We start from the raw sequence: 15,350 nt of genomic DNA, 5'->3' as shown, positions 1-15,350 counted from the left end.
TATAAATGGATTTAGGAGGCAACAAGAATGAAAATGATGGACGCTAACGAAATTATTTCGTTTATTCAAAAAAGTGAAAAGAAAACTCCTGTAAAGGTATACATAAAAGGGGATTTAAAAGAAGTAACATTCCCTGAAACGGTACAAGCATTTGTAAATAAAAAGTCTGGTGTATTATTTGGAGAATGGTCTGAAATTAAGACAATTCTAGATGAAAATAGCAAGTACATTGTTGATTACGTTGTTGAAAATGACCGTCGTAATTCTGCAATTCCAATGCTTGATTTAAAAGGTATTAAAGCTCGTATTGAGCCAGGTGCGATTATTCGTGACCACGTTGAAATCGGCGACAACGCTGTTATTATGATGAATGCAACAATTAATATCGGTGCTGTAATTGGTGAAGGGTCTATGATCGACATGAACGCGGTACTTGGTGGACGTGCAACTGTTGGTAAGAACTGTCACGTAGGTGCAGGCGCAGTACTTGCAGGTGTTATTGAGCCACCTTCAGCAAAACCAGTTATCGTTGAAGACGATGTTGTTATTGGTGCTAACGTAGTTGTGTTAGAGGGAGTTACAGTAGGTAAAGGTGCAGTTGTAGCAGCAGGAGCTGTTGTAACAGAAGATGTACCTCCATATACAGTTGTAGCAGGTACTCCAGCACGTGTAATTAAAGAGATTGATGAGAAGACAAAAGCAAAAACTGAAATTAAACAAGAACTTCGTCAATTAAACCCAGAGAAATAAAAACAAAAAAGCGTAAGAGCATAAACAGGCTCTTACGCTTTTTATAGATAGAGGTGCAAAAATGGTAGTAAGCAAATTCGTTCAAATTCGTAGAGACTTACATAAAATACCGGAAATTGGATTTAAAGAGTGGAAAACACAACAGTATATTTTAGATTACATAGGAACGCTTTCGAATGAACATGTGGAAGTGAAAGTGTGGAGAACAGGTGTTATTGTTAAAGTAAAGGGAAGGAATCCAGAAAAAGTTATAGGTTATCGCGCAGATATAGACGGTTTACCAATTACAGAGGAAACTGGATATGAGTTCGCTTCTGTTCATGAAGGAATGATGCATGCATGTGGACATGACTTACATACGACAATCGGTTTAGGCCTCCTAACAGCAGCTGTAACAGAAAGAATAGATGATGACCTTGTATTTCTATTCCAACCAGCTGAAGAAGGGCCTGGAGGGGCTCTTCCTATGTTAGAGAGTGAAGAGTTAAAAGAATGGAAGCCGAATATTATTCTCGGCCTTCATATTGCACCTGAATACCCTGTAGGGACAATTGCTACAAAAGAGGGGCTATTATTTGCAAATACATCAGAGTTATATGTTGATTTAAAGGGGAAAGGTGGACATGCAGCTTATCCTCATACTGCAAATGATATGATTGTCGCAGCTAGTCACCTTGTTACACAGCTTCAGTCTGTTATTAGTCGTAATGTAAACCCACTTGATAGTGCAGTAATTACAATCGGAAAAATAACAGGCGGTACAGTTCAAAATATCATAGCAGAAAAGTCTCGATTAGAGGGAACGATCCGAACGTTATCAGTGGAATCGATGAGCCGTGTTAAAAGTAGGATTGAGGCAATTGTTGCAGGTATAGAAGCTTCCTTCCAATGTGAAGCCGTTATTGACTACGGAGCGATGTATCATCAAGTATACAATCATGAAGCATTAACGAGAGAGTTTATGCAATTTGTAAGTGAACAAACTGATATGAAAGTAATTACATGTACTGAGGCAATGACAGGTGAAGATTTTGGTTATATGCTTCAAGAGATTCCTGGATTTATGTTTTGGCTTGGGGTAAATTCAGAATATGGTTTACATCATGCAAAATTAAAGCCAGATGAAGAGGCCATTGAGAAAGCTATCGTATTTTTAGATCAATATGTAAAATGGAAGGGAACTAGAAAGTAAATTTGCTCGCCAACTTGGTGGGTATTCGTTAGTTCCAAGGTGAAAACATCTTTCATATTTGTTTTGAATACACATCGGCATACAAATGGATAAAATAATGAGCAGTGGTTTTGAGCCGCTGCTCATTATTCATTATCGCTTATTGAGAAGATGATTAGTTAACTAGCTTATATATGTTTACAATTCGTGTGGAAAGTGTGTAAAATCAAGGTGAAACGTAGAAAAAAGGGTGGGGAATTACGTGCAGATTAGCAGTGCGATTTTATGTTTTGTTTTATATACATATGTTATTATTGCGGCGGTTTATTTTGGGATAAGTTTTTATGCCTACCGTTTAGCGAATAATAATGAATATGAAGAGACATACAACTGGGTGAAAAGGTATTTATCACCTGTACTAGAAATTATGAATGGGTTTGTTCTTTTTTTATTTATTGGATTAATTGCTTTTTCAACGAGCTTAGTAGGAAATAAGACTACATTATTTGTACTAGGTATCATTATTTTTATGCTATTAGGAATTCGTATTGGTAATACGGTATTTTGGAATGAGAGAAAAGTAGATGGTTGGACGGGAATGCTAATACCGTGTATGCTAGCTGCTATCGTGACGAATATAGAACATGAATATTATCAGTTGCATTTTTGGCTCATAATTGTTTTAACAATTCTCTCTGTGTTGTATATAAGTACTGTCGTGCTAACATACATTGCAAATGAAAAGGGAGATGTAAAAGGTACGCATTTCTTTAGAGGGCGTGCATTGTTATGGAGTGTGCCAACGATGGCGGTTATAGCAATTATTGCGATATTAGTAAATGGGTATCAATTTACGAATTGGCAACTGTTTTTAGAAAATTGGTGGATTTTCATTCTTTCGTTTATCGCTTTTTTAGGTGCAACGCATTATTTATTTCATCAACACCATTATATATTGGCATTGCTATTTGCATTCACACAACTATTATTTGCTTTCTTCGGACAAGAAACGTTATTATTCGTTTTTGAAACGTTTAGTTCATTTGGAAACATATTTGTATTTGGTATGTTAATTTTCAGTATCGCATTTTATTTACAACAGTATTTTTATATGCAAAAACAAAAATAAAGAATGATATACAGGTTTTTGTAGCAAATCTAAAGTATGTTACAATAAAAATACATAGTATTCGATGTTATTGGAGGAATTCCTGTGGGTGAAAAAGAGAAAGAATTTGCTGTCATTGGGCTTGGGCGTTTTGGTGGAAGTATTTGTCGAGAACTTGCTCAATTAGGTATGGAAGTAATGGCAATTGACTCAGATGAGGATAAAATTAATGAGTTTGCAAATATAGCTTCACATGCTGTAATTGCAGATTCAACAGATGAGATGGTATTAAAAAGTCTTGGTATTCGTAATTTTGATCATGTAGTCGTTGCGATTGGGGACAATTTGAATTCAAGTATTTTAACAACGTTAATTCTGAAAGAGTTAGGTGTAAAAAATATTACTGTAAAAGCTCAAAATGATTACCATGAAAAAGTATTAAGTAAAATAGGAGCAGATCACATTGTGCACCCAGAGCGTGATATGGGAAAAAGGATTGCTAATAATATTGCATCAAGTAATGTATTAGACTACCTTGAGCTTTCAGATGAGCATAGTATTGTAGAGATTATTGCAAATAAAAAAATCGATGGTCATTCTTTAATCGAATTAGATATTCGTGCGAAGTTTGGATTGAATATTGTAGCGATTAAACGTGGTAAAGAAGTTATTGTATCTCCTCGAGCTACGGAAAACATTCAAGCGGGAGATATATTAATTGTAATTGGTCATGACGATGAAGTAGATCGTTTCAAGCACTTTTTAAGATAAGAGAAAAGGACAATACCATAAAGGTATTGTCCTTTTTCTTATATCTCCATAATGATTGGTAAAATCATTGGGCGACGTTTCGTTTTCTCATATAGGAATGGTGCTAATGTATCTGTAATTTCATTTTTAATTTCAGACCATTGCGTTGTTTTACGTTCCATTACTTTTTCTAAATGAGTTGTAATTAATGTTTGAGCATCATTAATTAAATCACTACTTTCGCGCATATAAACGAAACCACGTGAGATAATATCAGGCCCTGCTGCAACTTTAAATTCTTTCATATCAATGCTTACAACGACAATAACAAGTCCTTCTTCAGAAAGGATACGACGATCGCGTAATACGATATTACCGATATCTCCAATACCATTTCCGTCAATATAAACAGATCCAGATGGTATTTTACCAGCTACACTTGCTTCATCTGAACGTAAGGCAAGAACATCACCATTATCCATAATGAAACAGTTTTCTTCTGGAATACCACAATCATTTGCTAATTTCATATGCATACGTTGCATACGATATTCACCATGAATTGGCATGAAATACTTCGGTTTAATTAGACGAAGCATTAGTTTTTGTTCTTCTTGTCCACCGTGTCCACTCGTATGAATGTTTGACAGTTTTCCGTGGATTACATCAGCACCAGCACGGTACAACATATTAATTGTACGGCTTACACTAATTGTATTACCAGGGATTGGTGAAGAAGAGAACACAACTGTGTCGCCAGGAATAATTTGAATTTGACGATGGGTACCATTAGCAATACGTGAAAGTGCTGCCATTGGCTCCCCTTGACTACCTGTACATAAAATAACAACTTTATTAGCCGGTAGACGATTTAATTGAGATGCATCTATGAATGTATCTTTCGGACAGCGAATATAACCGAGGTTTTGTCCGATTTCAATCGCTGCCTCCATACTTCGGCCAAATACAGCCACTTTACGATTGTTTTCAACAGCCGCTTCAACGACTTGTTGCAAGCGATGGATATTTGATGCAAAGGTTGCGAAGATAATACGACCTTCTACTTTGCGGAAAATATCTTGAATACTATCACCAACACGGCGCTCAGACATTGTAAAGTTTGGAACTTCACTGTTTGTACTGTCAGATAAGAGACAAAGTACACCGTCTTTTCCGATTTCAGCCATTTTTGTTAAGTCCGCTGGTTCACCAACCGGTGTGAAGTCAAATTTGAAATCTCCAGTATGAACCACTTGTCCTTGAGGTGTTTTCACAACAACTCCGTATGAATCTGGGATACTGTGAGTTGTACGGAAGAAGGAAACAGATGTCTTTTTAAATTTAATAACATCATCTTCTTGAATTTCATAAAGCTTTGCTTTACGAAGTAATCCGTGCTCTTCTAATTTGTTTTTGATTAGTGCAATTGCTAATTTTCCGCCATAAATCGGAATGTTCACTTGACGTAATAAGTAAGGAATTCCACCGATATGATCTTCGTGACCATGTGTAATGAATAGCCCTTTAATTTTATCTTCGTTTCGCACAAAATAAGTGTAATCTGGTATTACATAATCGATTCCGAGGAGTTCGTCTTCTGGAAACTTAATTCCAGCGTCAATTATAATAATTTCATCTTGAAATTGAACAGCATATGTATTTTTACCGATTTCACCAAGACCACCTAAAGCAAAAACGGCTGCTTGATCATTCTTTAGAAATTTCATATGACTATACGATTTCCGCTAATGTTAAATCAGCGTTTTCTTTTTCATATTCAAGATGATTGCCAGTCACAGACTGAACGAATTCGATATTATATGCGAACTTATTTAATTTTGTACGAACATCCTTCTCAGACGTAGCCTCTAAATATAAAACTTTTGTATTTTCACGTACTGGAACCTCAGTCATTTTTTCTTGATAAAATACTTTAAAAATCATTTGGAAAACCTCTCCTTGTCTATGTTTTGCATTATCTGTTACTTATTATAAAGCAAACAGTCACGATTTTCATGTTTTTTCGAATGAGAATGAAGAAAAAGCCCGAAATGGGCACAATTTAAGCGATCGTCTTTTTACGGACTAGATCTTTTAAATAACGCTTCAGCTTTTTCTTCAGCTTCTTCAGCATGATTACTCCTTCCTTTCCTTATTTTAAACATGCATATTACTAGTGAAAACGCCGTCTCTGGTATAAGAAAGAGGACAAAAGTGAATGTTGAATCTTGTCTTTTCTCATACAGAGAAAGTTATTCTATAGTAACGATTAGTAGCCGTTAGTTATAGCTATAGTATGAGAAAGAATAGAAAAGAAAATTCATACGAACAAGTATCCACATTTTTTACTAATATATATATGCAGGTTTCATAAATAAGGTCAGAAAGTGAACGCTTTCTTCACAGATGTTTAATATGTTATACTTTTTTTTAGTATTTGAAAAGCGATAATCAAAATAGGAATATAGAGTAACAGAAAGGATTTTGACAAATGAATGATAAAATTGTCTTTTTTGATATTGATGGAACATTATTAGATCATGATAAGAAGATTCCGCAATCTACGCGAGACGCAGTAAGGCAGTTACAAGAAAAAGACGTGCATGTAGCAATTGCGACAGGACGTGCGCCATTTATGTTCGAAGATATTCGTAAGGAACTTAATATCCACAATTATGTTAGCTTTAATGGACAGTACGTTGTATTTGAAGATGAGGTAGTATTTAATAACCCATTACATCCAGCTGCTCTACATAAGTTTACTCAGTTTGCAAAACAAGAAGGATATCCACTTGTATATCTTGATCATCAAGAAATGAGAGCATCAGTGGAATATCATGATTATGTGAAAGAAGGGTTTGGCAGTTTACATTTTGAGCATCCGGCATATGAACCTGATTTTTATGAGAAGCGTAATATTTATCAAACACTTCTTTTCTGTGAAGTAAATGAAGAAGAAAAGTTTATAAATCAGTACCCAGACTTTCATTTTATTCGCTGGCATGCGTATTCAATGGATATTATTCCAAATGGTGGTTCTAAGGCAAAAGGGATTGAGAAATTCATTGAAAAGCTAGGATTTAACCGTGAACAAGTGTATGCATTTGGGGATGGCTTAAATGATTTAGAAATGATTGAAGCAGTTGGGACAGGTATTGTGATGGGGAATGGTCATGAAGACTTGAAAAAACTTGCAAATCATGTGACAAAGGATGTTAGTGAAGACGGTATATATCATGGTTTAAAATGGGCTGGATTGCTATAAGTGAATATGGAATCTATTTCATATAGTAAAAAGGCGGAAGAGTATATTCCGCCTTTTTTACTATCGCTCTAGAGGTTTTGAATCGTCAGGAGCGGCAAATGGATTTTCTTTATTAATGTGATCATAGAACATAACACCATTTAAATGGTCAATTTCATGTTGAAATACAATTGCTGGTAACCCTTTTAAACGTAACTTTACTTCTTCGCCGTTAATAGAAGTTGCTTTCACTGTAATTCTTGTATAACGAGGGACATAACCAGGTACTTCACGGTCTACTGATAGACAGCCTTCACCACTTTGTAAATATGTACGTTCAACAGAATGGCTAATGATTTTTGGATTAAATAATGCATGACTATATAACGTACCGTCCGTATCTGTTACATGAACCGCAATCATTCTTTTTGAAATACCGATTTGCGGAGCCGCTAATCCGATTCCAGGGCGTAAACTATATTTTTCAGCCATTTCAGGATCTTGGCTATTTATTACAAATTCAATCATTTCCTTAAGAGTATTTGTATCTTCTTCGCTCGCTGGTAGTACTACCTCTTCTGCAACGTTTCGCAAAATAGGATCTCCTTCGCGAATTACATCTTTCATTGTAAGCATATGTAATCTCTCCTTTCCTTTTTAGTCTACCAAAGGAGATGGAAAAAGTCATCGGCAAGTAAGGGGAAGATAGATCGGTTATGTAGGAATAAAAAGAAAGAGACGGCAGAGCCGTCTCTTTCTTTCCATAGTTGTTTCATTTTACATTAGCGAATGCAAGCAGCACCAACGATAATTAAAAGAATAAACAACACAACGATCAAGGCGAAGCCGCGTCCAGAACCACCACAAGAACCGCCATAACCGTAGGAAGGATATGAACAAGTTGGATAGCAATATGAATATCCGTACATGAGATGACCTCCTTTATCATTTCCCGCTAATACTGCGGTTACTATAATGTATGGAGGGAAGAGTAGAAATGTATGGGTAATTACCTATAAAAGGAAGAAGAGTTTGTATATTTTTGCGAAGAAGAGAGAAAAACTAAAGGGAATTAAATCGTTTACATATTATTCTAAGAGAAAAAACAAGTTAAAAAGGGAATAATATAACAGTAGGTTAATGCTTACTAATACAGATGTGAAAAATAAAAACACGTTTGTGTAGGAGAAACCTGCAGATTATTTATAAAAAAACGTATTCAAAGTAATTGACATCGTAATTAGAATAGTTGTAAACTAAAAAACGTGATCAAGATTGTATTAATATGTTTCTGAAAAAACATTAGTACAGATTGTTAGGTACACAAAATTATTCTCAACCGACAAATAAATTTGTTGGTTTACATTGTTGCGGTTTCCATCTAGCTAATAGATAGTGAAAGCGTTTCAGAATATGGTTCAAGAGAGGAAGAGGTGAACGGAATGGGTACTAAAACAAAAAAGACCCTATTTAATGTTGATGAGCAAATGAAAGCTATCGCAGCTCAATTTGAAACATTACAAATTTTAAATGAAAAAGGCGAAGTTGTGAATGAAGCAGCTATGCCTGAATTATCTGATGATCAATTAAAAGAATTAATGCGCCGTATGGTGTATACTCGCGTACTAGATCAACGTTCTATTTCTTTAAACCGTCAAGGACGTTTAGGTTTCTACGCACCAACAGCTGGACAAGAGGCTTCTCAATTAGCAAGTCATTTCGCACTTGAAGCAGAAGATTTCATCTTACCAGGATATCGTGATGTGCCACAATTAGTATGGCACGGTTTACCATTATACCAAGCATTCTTATTCTCTCGTGGACATTTTATGGGTAACCAAATGCCTGAGAACGTAAATGCACTTGCTCCACAAATCATCATCGGTGCGCAAATCATCCAAACTGCTGGTGTTGCGTTAGGTATGAAATTACGTGGTAAAAAATCTGTTGCAATTACTTACACTGGTGACGGTGGTGCTTCACAAGGTGACTTCTACGAAGGTATGAACTTTGCGGGTGCATTCAAAGCTCCAGCAATCTTCGTTGTACAAAACAACCGTTATGCAATCTCTACTCCAGTAGAAAAGCAATCTGCAGCTAAAACTGTAGCACAAAAAGCAGTAGCAGCAGGTATTTACGGAATTCAAGTAGACGGTATGGATCCATTAGCTGTATACGCAGCAACTGCTTTCGCTCGTGAGCGTGCAGTAAATGGTGAAGGTCCTACTTTAATCGAGACTTTAACATTCCGTTACGGTCCACATACAATGGCTGGTGATGACCCAACTCGTTACCGTACAAAAGATATCGAGAACGAATGGGAACAAAAAGATCCAATCGTACGCTTCCGTGTATTCTTAGAAAACAAAGGCCTATGGTCTCAAGAAGTTGAAGAGAAAGTAATCGAAGAAGCAAAAGAAGATATCAAACAAGCAATTGCTAAGGCTGACCAAGCTCCAAAACAAAAAGTTACTGATTTAATGGAAATCATGTACGAAAAAATGCCTTACAACTTAGCTGAACAATATGAAATTTACAAAGAAAAGGAGTCGAAGTAAGCCATGGCTCAAATGACAATGATTCAAGCAATCACTGATGCTTTACGCGTTGAAATGAAAAATGACCCTAACGTACTTGTGTTTGGTGAAGACGTTGGTGTAAACGGCGGTGTATTCCGTGCTACTGAAGGTTTACAAGCTGAATTCGGTGAAGACCGTGTAATGGATACTCCACTTGCAGAGTCTGGTATTGGTGGACTTGCAGTTGGACTTGCACTTGAAGGATTCCGTCCAGTTCCAGAAATCCAATTCTTCGGTTTCGTTTATGAAGTAATGGATTCAATTTCTGGTCAATTAGCTCGTATGCGTTACCGTTCTGGTGGACGTTGGACTGCTCCAGTAACAGTTCGTTCTCCATTCGGTGGTGGTGTTCATACTCCTGAACTACATGCTGATAGCTTAGAAGGTTTAGTGGCTCAACAACCTGGTCTAAAAGTTGTTATTCCATCTACTCCATACGATGCAAAAGGTCTTTTAATCTCTGCGATTCGTGACAACGATCCAGTTATCTACTTAGAGCATATGAAATTGTACCGTTCATTCCGTCAAGATGTACCAGAAGGTGAATACACAATTGATTTAGGCAAAGCTGACATCAAACGTGAAGGTACAGATGTATCTGTTATCGCTTACGGTGCTATGGTTCACGCTGCATTAAAAGCTGCTGAAGAACTTGAAAAAGAAGGTATCTCTTTAGAAGTTGTTGACTTACGTACAGTTCAACCATTAGATATCGAAACAATCATCGCTTCTGTTGAAAAAACAGGCCGCGTAGTTGTCGTTCAAGAAGCTCAAAAACAAGCTGGTATTGCAGCTAACGTTGTAGCGGAAATTAACGACCGTGCAATTTTAAACTTAGAAGCTCCAGTTGTACGTGTTGCAGCTGCTGATACAGTATTCCCATTCTCTCAAGCTGAGAGCGTATGGTTACCAAACCATAAAGATATTGTTGAAGCTGTTAACAAAGTAATGAACTTCTAATTTTTACTTATTCATGTGCAAAAGAAATCAGCACATGCTGATTTCTTTTGCCATATTCCATAATAAAGAAATGAATCAGGGGGCTGAATTCCGTGGCATTTGAATTTAAACTACCAGATATCGGTGAAGGTATCCACGAAGGTGAAATCGTAAAATGGTTTATTAAACCAGGCGACGAAGTAAACGAAGACGACGTACTTCTTGAAGTACAAAATGATAAAGCAGTAGTAGAAATTCCTTCTCCTGTTAAAGGTAAAGTACTTGAAGTACTTGTAGAAGAAGGTACGGTTGCAGTAGTTGGAGATACATTAATTAAATTTGATGCTCCTGGATACGAAAACCTTAAATTTAAAGGCGACGATCATGACGAAGCTCCTAAAGCTGAAGAAGCAAAAGAAGAAGCTCCTAAAGCTGAAGCTACTCCAGCAGCAACTGCAGAAGTAGTAAATGAGCGCGTAATCGCTATGCCATCTGTTCGTAAATATGCTCGTGAAAACGGCGTAGACATTCATAAAGTAGCTGGTTCTGGTAAGAACGGTCGTATCGTAAAAGCTGACATCGATGCATTTGCAAATGGTGGACAAGCAGTAGCAGCAACTGAGGCTCCAGCAGCAGTAGAAGCTACTCCAGCAGCAGCGAAAGAAGAAGCACCAAAAGCACAACCAATCCCAGCTGGTGAATATCCAGAAACTCGTGAGAAAATGAGTGGTATCCGTAAAGCAATTGCGAAAGCAATGGTTAACTCTAAACATACAGCTCCTCACGTAACATTAATGGATGAAGTAGATGTAACTGAACTTGTTGCTCATCGTAAGAAGTTCAAAGCTGTGGCAGCTGACAAAGGTATTAAATTAACTTACCTTCCATACGTTGTTAAAGCTTTAACATCTGCATTACGTGAATACCCAATGTTAAACACTTCTTTAGATGATGCTTCTCAAGAAGTAGTTCATAAACATTACTTCAACATCGGTATCGCAGCTGATACAGACAAAGGTCTATTAGTACCAGTTGTTAAAGATACAGATCGCAAGTCTATCTTCACAATTTCTAACGAGATCAATGATCTTGCTGGTAAAGCACGTGAAGGTCGTTTAGCTCCTGCTGAAATGAAAGGCGCTTCTTGCACAATTACAAACATTGGTTCTGCAGGTGGACAATGGTTCACTCCAGTTATCAACCACCCAGAAGTAGCAATCCTTGGTATCGGCCGTATCGCTGAGAAACCAGTTGTGAAAAACGGTGAGATCGTTGCAGCTCCAGTATTAGCATTATCTCTAAGCTTTGACCATCGTTTAATTGACGGCGCAACTGCTCAAAAAGCATTAAACCAAATTAAACGTCTATTGAATGACCCACAATTATTAGTAATGGAGGCGTAATAACAATGGTAGTAGGAGATTTCCCAATTGAATTAGATACAGTCGTTGTTGGTGCAGGTCCTGGTGGATACGTTGCGGCAATTCGTGCAGCACAATTAGGTCAAAAGGTAGCGATTATTGAAAAAGCTAACCTTGGTGGCGTATGCTTAAACGTTGGATGTATTCCTTCAAAAGCGTTAATCAATGCAGGTCATCGTTATGAGAATGCAATGCATTCTGATGACATGGGTATCACTGCAGAGAACGTAAAAGTTGACTTTACAAAAGTTCAAGAATGGAAAAACGGCGTAGTTAAGAAATTAACTGGCGGTGTTGAAGGCCTTCTTAAAGGTAACAAAGTTGAAATCATTCGCGGTGAAGCTTACTTCGTAGATGCTAACACATTACGCGTAATGACTGAAGATGCAGCTCAAACTTATACGTTTAAAAATGCTGTTCTTGCAACTGGTTCTACACCAATCGAAATTCCAGGATTCAAATACTCTAAACGTGTTATCAACTCTACAGGTGCTTTAAGCTTACCTGAAATTCCTAAAAAACTTGTTGTAATCGGCGGCGGTTACATCGGTATGGAATTAGGTACTGCATATGCTAACTTCGGTACAGAAGTTACTGTAGTAGAAGCTGGCGACGAAATCTTAGCTGGTTTCGAAAAAGCTATGAGCTCTGTTGTTAAACGTGCTCTACAGAAAAAAGGTAACGTAACAATCCATACAAAAGCTATGGCTAAAGGCGTTGAAGAAACAGAAACTGGCGTAAAAGTTAGCTTCGAAGTTAAAGGTGAAATCCAAACTGTAGAAGCAGATTACGTATTAGTAACTGTAGGTCGTCGTCCAAACACTCAAGAAATCGGTCTTGAGCAAGTTGGAGTTAAAATGACTGACCGCGGCATCATCGAAATCGATGAGCAATGTCGTACAAATGTACCAAACATCTATGCAATCGGTGATATCGTTCCTGGACCACCATTAGCTCACAAAGCTTCTTACGAAGGTAAAGTAGCTGTAGAAGCAATTAGTGGCCATGCGTCAGCTATCGATTACATCGGAATTCCTGCAGTATGCTTCACTGATCCAGAATTAGCATCTGTTGGTTACACTAAGAAACAAGCTGAAGAAGCTGGAATGACTGTAACTGTATCTAAGTTCCCATTCGCTGCTAACGGTCGTGCATTATCATTAAACAGCACTGACGGTTTCTTACAACTTGTAACACGTAAAGAAGATGGTCTTCTTGTAGGTGCTCAAGTTGCAGGTGCAGGCGCTTCTGATATTATTTCTGAGATTGGTTTAGCTATCGAAGCTGGAATGACAGCAGAAGATATCGCTCAAACAATCCACGCTCACCCAACATTAGGTGAAATCACAATGGAAGCAGCTGAAGTTGCTCTTGGAATGCCAATTCACATTGTAAAATAATTTAAGTAATGAAAATAGCCCATCTCTTATTTAAAGAGATGGGCTATTTTTTATTTTATAATAAAAGTGGCTTGCAAGGTCTTTATACGTACTTGTCGAATGAATATATAATAATTTAATTGAATTGTTAAAACATATATAAATCCAAAAGCCATATATATGCTTTCGTGTAATATGTAATTGATTCAAACTTAATACCATATATTAATAAAATAGAGCATGTCAAAGGAGAAGGTTCCATGAGAATATTACATGTTATATTTTATCATTTTTTATTATGGAGTGGTTTTTCCGTTGTATTATCATTGTCAAATGGTGATAAGTTGCATTATAAAGTTATTCTATTTTTTGTATTTCTTTATTTAGCATATGTGATCGCATATTTTGTATTGCAAATTAGAAAGCAGGCATTATTCCTTACGTGTTCAAATTGCATACTTTTCTTAATTATATTTTCTATTTTTTAAATTAACGTTTATAGAAATACATTGTTCTTCCATTAAATAATTTTAACTCTCCTTCTAATTTCTTCGCTAGAAAACGGCAAAATTCATTTGCTTTTCCTTTATCACCAAATGTTGCATTAGGTGGTAAAGAAACTTGAATATAAGTTTGTTCCTTTTCTATACCGACACCAACATAAATGGAGTCATATCGATCGTGAGTAGATTGTAGTTTGAATGTTGTTGCTGATGTATCTAAAATTTCATACGGAAAAGCGGTATTTGTATAAGCGTAATTAATTTGAACACCGGTTTTGGAAGTAACTGTTTTATAATAATGAAAAAGTTGTTTTATATCATCTATTGAAACAGATTGTTGATTGGATTTAGGTACAAGCGTAATAAAGGCATGTTGCATATAAGTTCCCCCTAACTTAGTAGAATACTCTCATTCTACATCCTACTGAATTTTTTGACAATTAAAAGGAGTATTCCTTTTTTTGTTTAATATACTAATGAAAGGTGATGTAGAAAGGTGGAAACCGATGTTTGAAAAATTGTATGATGAGCATGAAAGTGTGAAGGTACGATTTTTGGGGTTTATGACACATGATAATCGTTATGATTTTGGTGTTATTTATACAAATATGTTCTTTGGAAAGCCACTTATTGTTTGCATGCAAACAGGAAGGTCTACTTTACTTGGACGAGATGATGTAGAGAATGTTCAACATTTACAGGAAGTGTTCAAATTAGGCTCAGAAGAGGAAGCAGCTGAGTTATCTCAGTTTTTCTCATTTCTAGTTCCATCTACATCTTTGCATGCGGAATACGAAGAATAAATAATGTAAAACAGTCGTACGTATAAATATGGCTGTTTTTTTATTTGAATATCGCATACTAATTTAAATTTAAAATATTTAATGTGTTATACTAAAAACCTATTGACGTAAAAAGTATAACATATTAAAATAAAGACAGAAAGTTAAGCGGTTACAAAAAAGTTTTTGGGATTATAAACTTAGGGGGAAATGAAAAATGGGAACAATCGTATGTCAAGATTGTGAAGGTACAATTGCACACTTCGAGGATGAGAAAGTAACAGTACTTTACGGGAAATGTGGATCTTGCGGATGTGATCACACAGAGCATACAAAAGCCCAATAATTGATAGGAAATGGACAGCTGAAAGTTTTTAGGACCATAAACTTAGGGGGAAATGAAAAATGGGAACAATCGTATGCCAAGTATGTGAAGGAACAATCGGACATTTTGAAGATGAAAAAACGACAGTGCTTTACGGAAAATGCGGAACAAATTGTGACTGTGCTAGTAGAGATAATGCGAAAGCTTAATGATAAATAAATAAATAGATTACTATTAAAACTCAGGGGGAAATGAAAAATGGGAACAATCGTATGCCAAGTATGTGAAGGAACAATCGGACATTTTGAAGATGAAAAATCAACAGTACTATACGGGAAATGTGGATCTCATTGCGACTGTGACCATAAAGAACATTCAAAAGCTTAAATAAAAAAAGCG

General features: G+C 36.4%; 19 protein-coding genes. 14 read left to right on the top strand and 5 right to left on the bottom strand.

The window, feature by feature from the left end; all coding sequences use genetic code 11:
- Positions 1 to 27: 27 nt before the first annotated feature.
- From dapD to BAQ46_RS07515, 4 genes are all read left to right on the top strand, one after another.
- On the top strand, positions 28 to 750 hold the full coding sequence (gene dapD, locus BAQ46_RS07530) for a 2,3,4,5-tetrahydropyridine-2,6-dicarboxylate N-acetyltransferase (protein ID WP_000783248.1): 723 nt from the start codon (positions 28 to 30) through the stop codon (positions 748 to 750).
- Between the two features lie 61 nt (positions 751 to 811).
- A complete protein-coding gene (locus BAQ46_RS07525) occupies positions 812 to 1,942 on the top strand; it encodes an N-acetyldiaminopimelate deacetylase (protein WP_000261645.1) in 1,131 nt (376 codons plus the stop codon).
- A gap of 241 nt (positions 1,943 to 2,183) precedes the next feature.
- On the top strand, positions 2,184 to 3,050 hold the full coding sequence (locus BAQ46_RS07520) for a hypothetical protein (RefSeq protein WP_001167329.1): 867 nt from the start codon (positions 2,184 to 2,186) through the stop codon (positions 3,048 to 3,050).
- 84 nt (positions 3,051 to 3,134) lie between these two features.
- Positions 3,135 to 3,800, top strand: coding sequence for a potassium channel family protein (locus BAQ46_RS07515; RefSeq protein WP_000504032.1), 666 nt, complete (start codon positions 3,135 to 3,137; stop codon positions 3,798 to 3,800).
- Positions 3,801 to 3,838: 38 nt separating this feature from the next.
- On the opposite strand, the gene rnjA is transcribed toward BAQ46_RS07515, so the two are convergent.
- Together rnjA and BAQ46_RS07505 are read right to left on the bottom strand one after the other, a co-directional pair.
- A complete protein-coding gene (rnjA, locus tag BAQ46_RS07510; RefSeq protein WP_000670368.1) occupies positions 3,839 to 5,506 on the bottom strand; it encodes a ribonuclease J1 in 1,668 nt (555 codons plus the stop codon).
- Between the two features lie 4 nt (positions 5,507 to 5,510).
- Positions 5,511 to 5,723 carry a DNA-dependent RNA polymerase subunit epsilon gene (locus BAQ46_RS07505; protein ID WP_000576444.1) on the bottom strand — a complete coding sequence of 71 codons (213 nt, stop codon included), beginning with the start codon at positions 5,721 to 5,723 and terminating at the stop codon, positions 5,511 to 5,513.
- Between the two features lie 547 nt (positions 5,724 to 6,270).
- On the opposite strand from BAQ46_RS07505, the gene BAQ46_RS07495 reads away from it, so the two are divergent.
- Positions 6,271 to 7,044 (top strand): Cof-type HAD-IIB family hydrolase, encoded by a 774-nt coding sequence (locus BAQ46_RS07495; RefSeq protein ID WP_071741813.1) that lies wholly within the window; start codon positions 6,271 to 6,273, stop codon positions 7,042 to 7,044.
- Positions 7,045 to 7,104: 60 nt separating this feature from the next.
- Here BAQ46_RS07495 and def read toward each other — a convergent pair whose 3' ends face one another.
- Together def and BAQ46_RS07485 are read right to left on the bottom strand one after the other, a co-directional pair.
- Positions 7,105 to 7,659, bottom strand: a complete 555-nt coding sequence (def, locus tag BAQ46_RS07490) for a peptide deformylase (RefSeq protein ID WP_000957059.1) — start codon at positions 7,657 to 7,659, stop codon at positions 7,105 to 7,107.
- A gap of 146 nt (positions 7,660 to 7,805) precedes the next feature.
- Positions 7,806 to 7,952 carry a YjcZ family sporulation protein gene (locus BAQ46_RS07485; RefSeq protein WP_000274562.1) on the bottom strand — a complete coding sequence of 49 codons (147 nt, stop codon included), beginning with the start codon at positions 7,950 to 7,952 and terminating at the stop codon, positions 7,806 to 7,808.
- 513 nt (positions 7,953 to 8,465) lie between these two features.
- Between BAQ46_RS07485 and pdhA the strand changes: the two genes are divergently transcribed.
- The 5 genes from pdhA to BAQ46_RS07460 all read left to right on the top strand — a co-directional run bounded on the left by pdhA (position 8,466) and on the right by BAQ46_RS07460 (position 13,829).
- Positions 8,466 to 9,581 (top strand): pyruvate dehydrogenase E1 component subunit alpha, encoded by a 1,116-nt coding sequence (gene pdhA, locus BAQ46_RS07480; RefSeq protein ID WP_071741812.1) that lies wholly within the window; start codon positions 8,466 to 8,468, stop codon positions 9,579 to 9,581.
- A gap of 3 nt (positions 9,582 to 9,584) precedes the next feature.
- A complete protein-coding gene (gene pdhB / locus BAQ46_RS07475; RefSeq protein WP_000068166.1) occupies positions 9,585 to 10,562 on the top strand; it encodes a pyruvate dehydrogenase complex E1 component subunit beta in 978 nt (325 codons plus the stop codon).
- A gap of 92 nt (positions 10,563 to 10,654) precedes the next feature.
- The gene (gene pdhC / locus BAQ46_RS07470; protein ID WP_000863427.1) at positions 10,655 to 11,944 is read left to right on the top strand and encodes a pyruvate dehydrogenase complex dihydrolipoyllysine-residue acetyltransferase; all 1,290 of its coding nucleotides are present in this window, start codon (positions 10,655 to 10,657) and stop codon (positions 11,942 to 11,944) included.
- Between the two features lie 5 nt (positions 11,945 to 11,949).
- Positions 11,950 to 13,362 (top strand): dihydrolipoyl dehydrogenase, encoded by a 1,413-nt coding sequence (gene lpdA / locus BAQ46_RS07465; RefSeq protein ID WP_000260111.1) that lies wholly within the window; start codon positions 11,950 to 11,952, stop codon positions 13,360 to 13,362.
- Between the two features lie 239 nt (positions 13,363 to 13,601).
- Entirely contained in the window at positions 13,602 to 13,829 is a 228-nt protein-coding gene (locus tag BAQ46_RS07460; RefSeq protein WP_001221351.1) for a hypothetical protein, read from the top strand.
- 1 nt (position 13,830) lies between these two features.
- On the opposite strand, the gene BAQ46_RS07455 is transcribed toward BAQ46_RS07460, so the two are convergent.
- Complete coding sequence (locus tag BAQ46_RS07455) at positions 13,831 to 14,223, bottom strand: DUF1885 family protein (protein WP_001163309.1); 393 nt, start codon at positions 14,221 to 14,223, stop codon at positions 13,831 to 13,833.
- A 127-nt stretch (positions 14,224 to 14,350) separates the two neighbouring features.
- On the opposite strand from BAQ46_RS07455, the gene BAQ46_RS07450 reads away from it, so the two are divergent.
- The 4 genes from BAQ46_RS07450 (at position 14,351) to BAQ46_RS07435 (ending at position 15,338) form a co-directional block, all read left to right on the top strand.
- On the top strand, positions 14,351 to 14,647 hold the full coding sequence (locus BAQ46_RS07450; RefSeq protein ID WP_001993838.1) for a DUF3055 domain-containing protein: 297 nt from the start codon (positions 14,351 to 14,353) through the stop codon (positions 14,645 to 14,647).
- A 196-nt stretch (positions 14,648 to 14,843) separates the two neighbouring features.
- A complete protein-coding gene (locus BAQ46_RS07445; RefSeq protein ID WP_000536778.1) occupies positions 14,844 to 14,972 on the top strand; it encodes a GapA-binding peptide SR1P in 129 nt (42 codons plus the stop codon).
- A gap of 59 nt (positions 14,973 to 15,031) precedes the next feature.
- Positions 15,032 to 15,160 carry a GapA-binding peptide SR1P gene (locus tag BAQ46_RS07440; RefSeq protein WP_000536805.1) on the top strand — a complete coding sequence of 43 codons (129 nt, stop codon included), beginning with the start codon at positions 15,032 to 15,034 and terminating at the stop codon, positions 15,158 to 15,160.
- 49 nt (positions 15,161 to 15,209) lie between these two features.
- Complete coding sequence (locus tag BAQ46_RS07435) at positions 15,210 to 15,338, top strand: GapA-binding peptide SR1P (protein WP_000536793.1); 129 nt, start codon at positions 15,210 to 15,212, stop codon at positions 15,336 to 15,338.
- The last annotated feature ends 12 nt before the right edge of the window (positions 15,339 to 15,350 follow it).

It is taken from the genome of Bacillus paranthracis, assembly GCF_001883995.1.
Taxonomy (GTDB): domain Bacteria; phylum Bacillota; class Bacilli; order Bacillales; family Bacillaceae_G; genus Bacillus_A; species Bacillus_A paranthracis.
This window is presented reverse-complemented; position numbering and strand designations above follow the sequence as displayed.

Bases quoted from the DNA above. Each gene is read 5' to 3' on its own strand.
- BAQ46_RS07495 (WP_071741813.1), top strand. From the start codon at position 6,271: ATGAATGATAAAATTGTCTTTTTTGATATTGATGGAACATTATTAGAT.
- BAQ46_RS07450 (WP_001993838.1), top strand. From the start codon at position 14,351: ATGTTTGAAAAATTGTATGATGAGCATGAAAGTGTGAAGGTACGATTT.
- BAQ46_RS07445 (WP_000536778.1), top strand. From the start codon at position 14,844: ATGGGAACAATCGTATGTCAAGATTGTGAAGGTACAATTGCACACTTC.
- rnjA (WP_000670368.1), bottom strand. From the start codon at position 5,506: ATGAAATTTCTAAAGAATGATCAAGCAGCCGTTTTTGCTTTAGGTGGT.
- dapD (WP_000783248.1), top strand. From the start codon at position 28: ATGAAAATGATGGACGCTAACGAAATTATTTCGTTTATTCAAAAAAGT.
- pdhA (WP_071741812.1), top strand. From the start codon at position 8,466: ATGGGTACTAAAACAAAAAAGACCCTATTTAATGTTGATGAGCAAATG.
- BAQ46_RS07485 (WP_000274562.1), bottom strand. From the start codon at position 7,952: ATGTACGGATATTCATATTGCTATCCAACTTGTTCATATCCTTCCTAC.
- BAQ46_RS07505 (WP_000576444.1), bottom strand. From the start codon at position 5,723: ATGATTTTTAAAGTATTTTATCAAGAAAAAATGACTGAGGTTCCAGTA.
- def (WP_000957059.1), bottom strand. From the start codon at position 7,659: ATGCTTACAATGAAAGATGTAATTCGCGAAGGAGATCCTATTTTGCGA.
- BAQ46_RS07440 (WP_000536805.1), top strand. From the start codon at position 15,032: ATGGGAACAATCGTATGCCAAGTATGTGAAGGAACAATCGGACATTTT.
- BAQ46_RS07435 (WP_000536793.1), top strand. From the start codon at position 15,210: ATGGGAACAATCGTATGCCAAGTATGTGAAGGAACAATCGGACATTTT.
- BAQ46_RS07525 (WP_000261645.1), top strand. From the start codon at position 812: ATGGTAGTAAGCAAATTCGTTCAAATTCGTAGAGACTTACATAAAATA.
- lpdA (WP_000260111.1), top strand. From the start codon at position 11,950: ATGGTAGTAGGAGATTTCCCAATTGAATTAGATACAGTCGTTGTTGGT.
- BAQ46_RS07460 (WP_001221351.1), top strand. From the start codon at position 13,602: ATGAGAATATTACATGTTATATTTTATCATTTTTTATTATGGAGTGGT.
- BAQ46_RS07455 (WP_001163309.1), bottom strand. From the start codon at position 14,223: ATGCAACATGCCTTTATTACGCTTGTACCTAAATCCAATCAACAATCT.
- pdhB (WP_000068166.1), top strand. From the start codon at position 9,585: ATGGCTCAAATGACAATGATTCAAGCAATCACTGATGCTTTACGCGTT.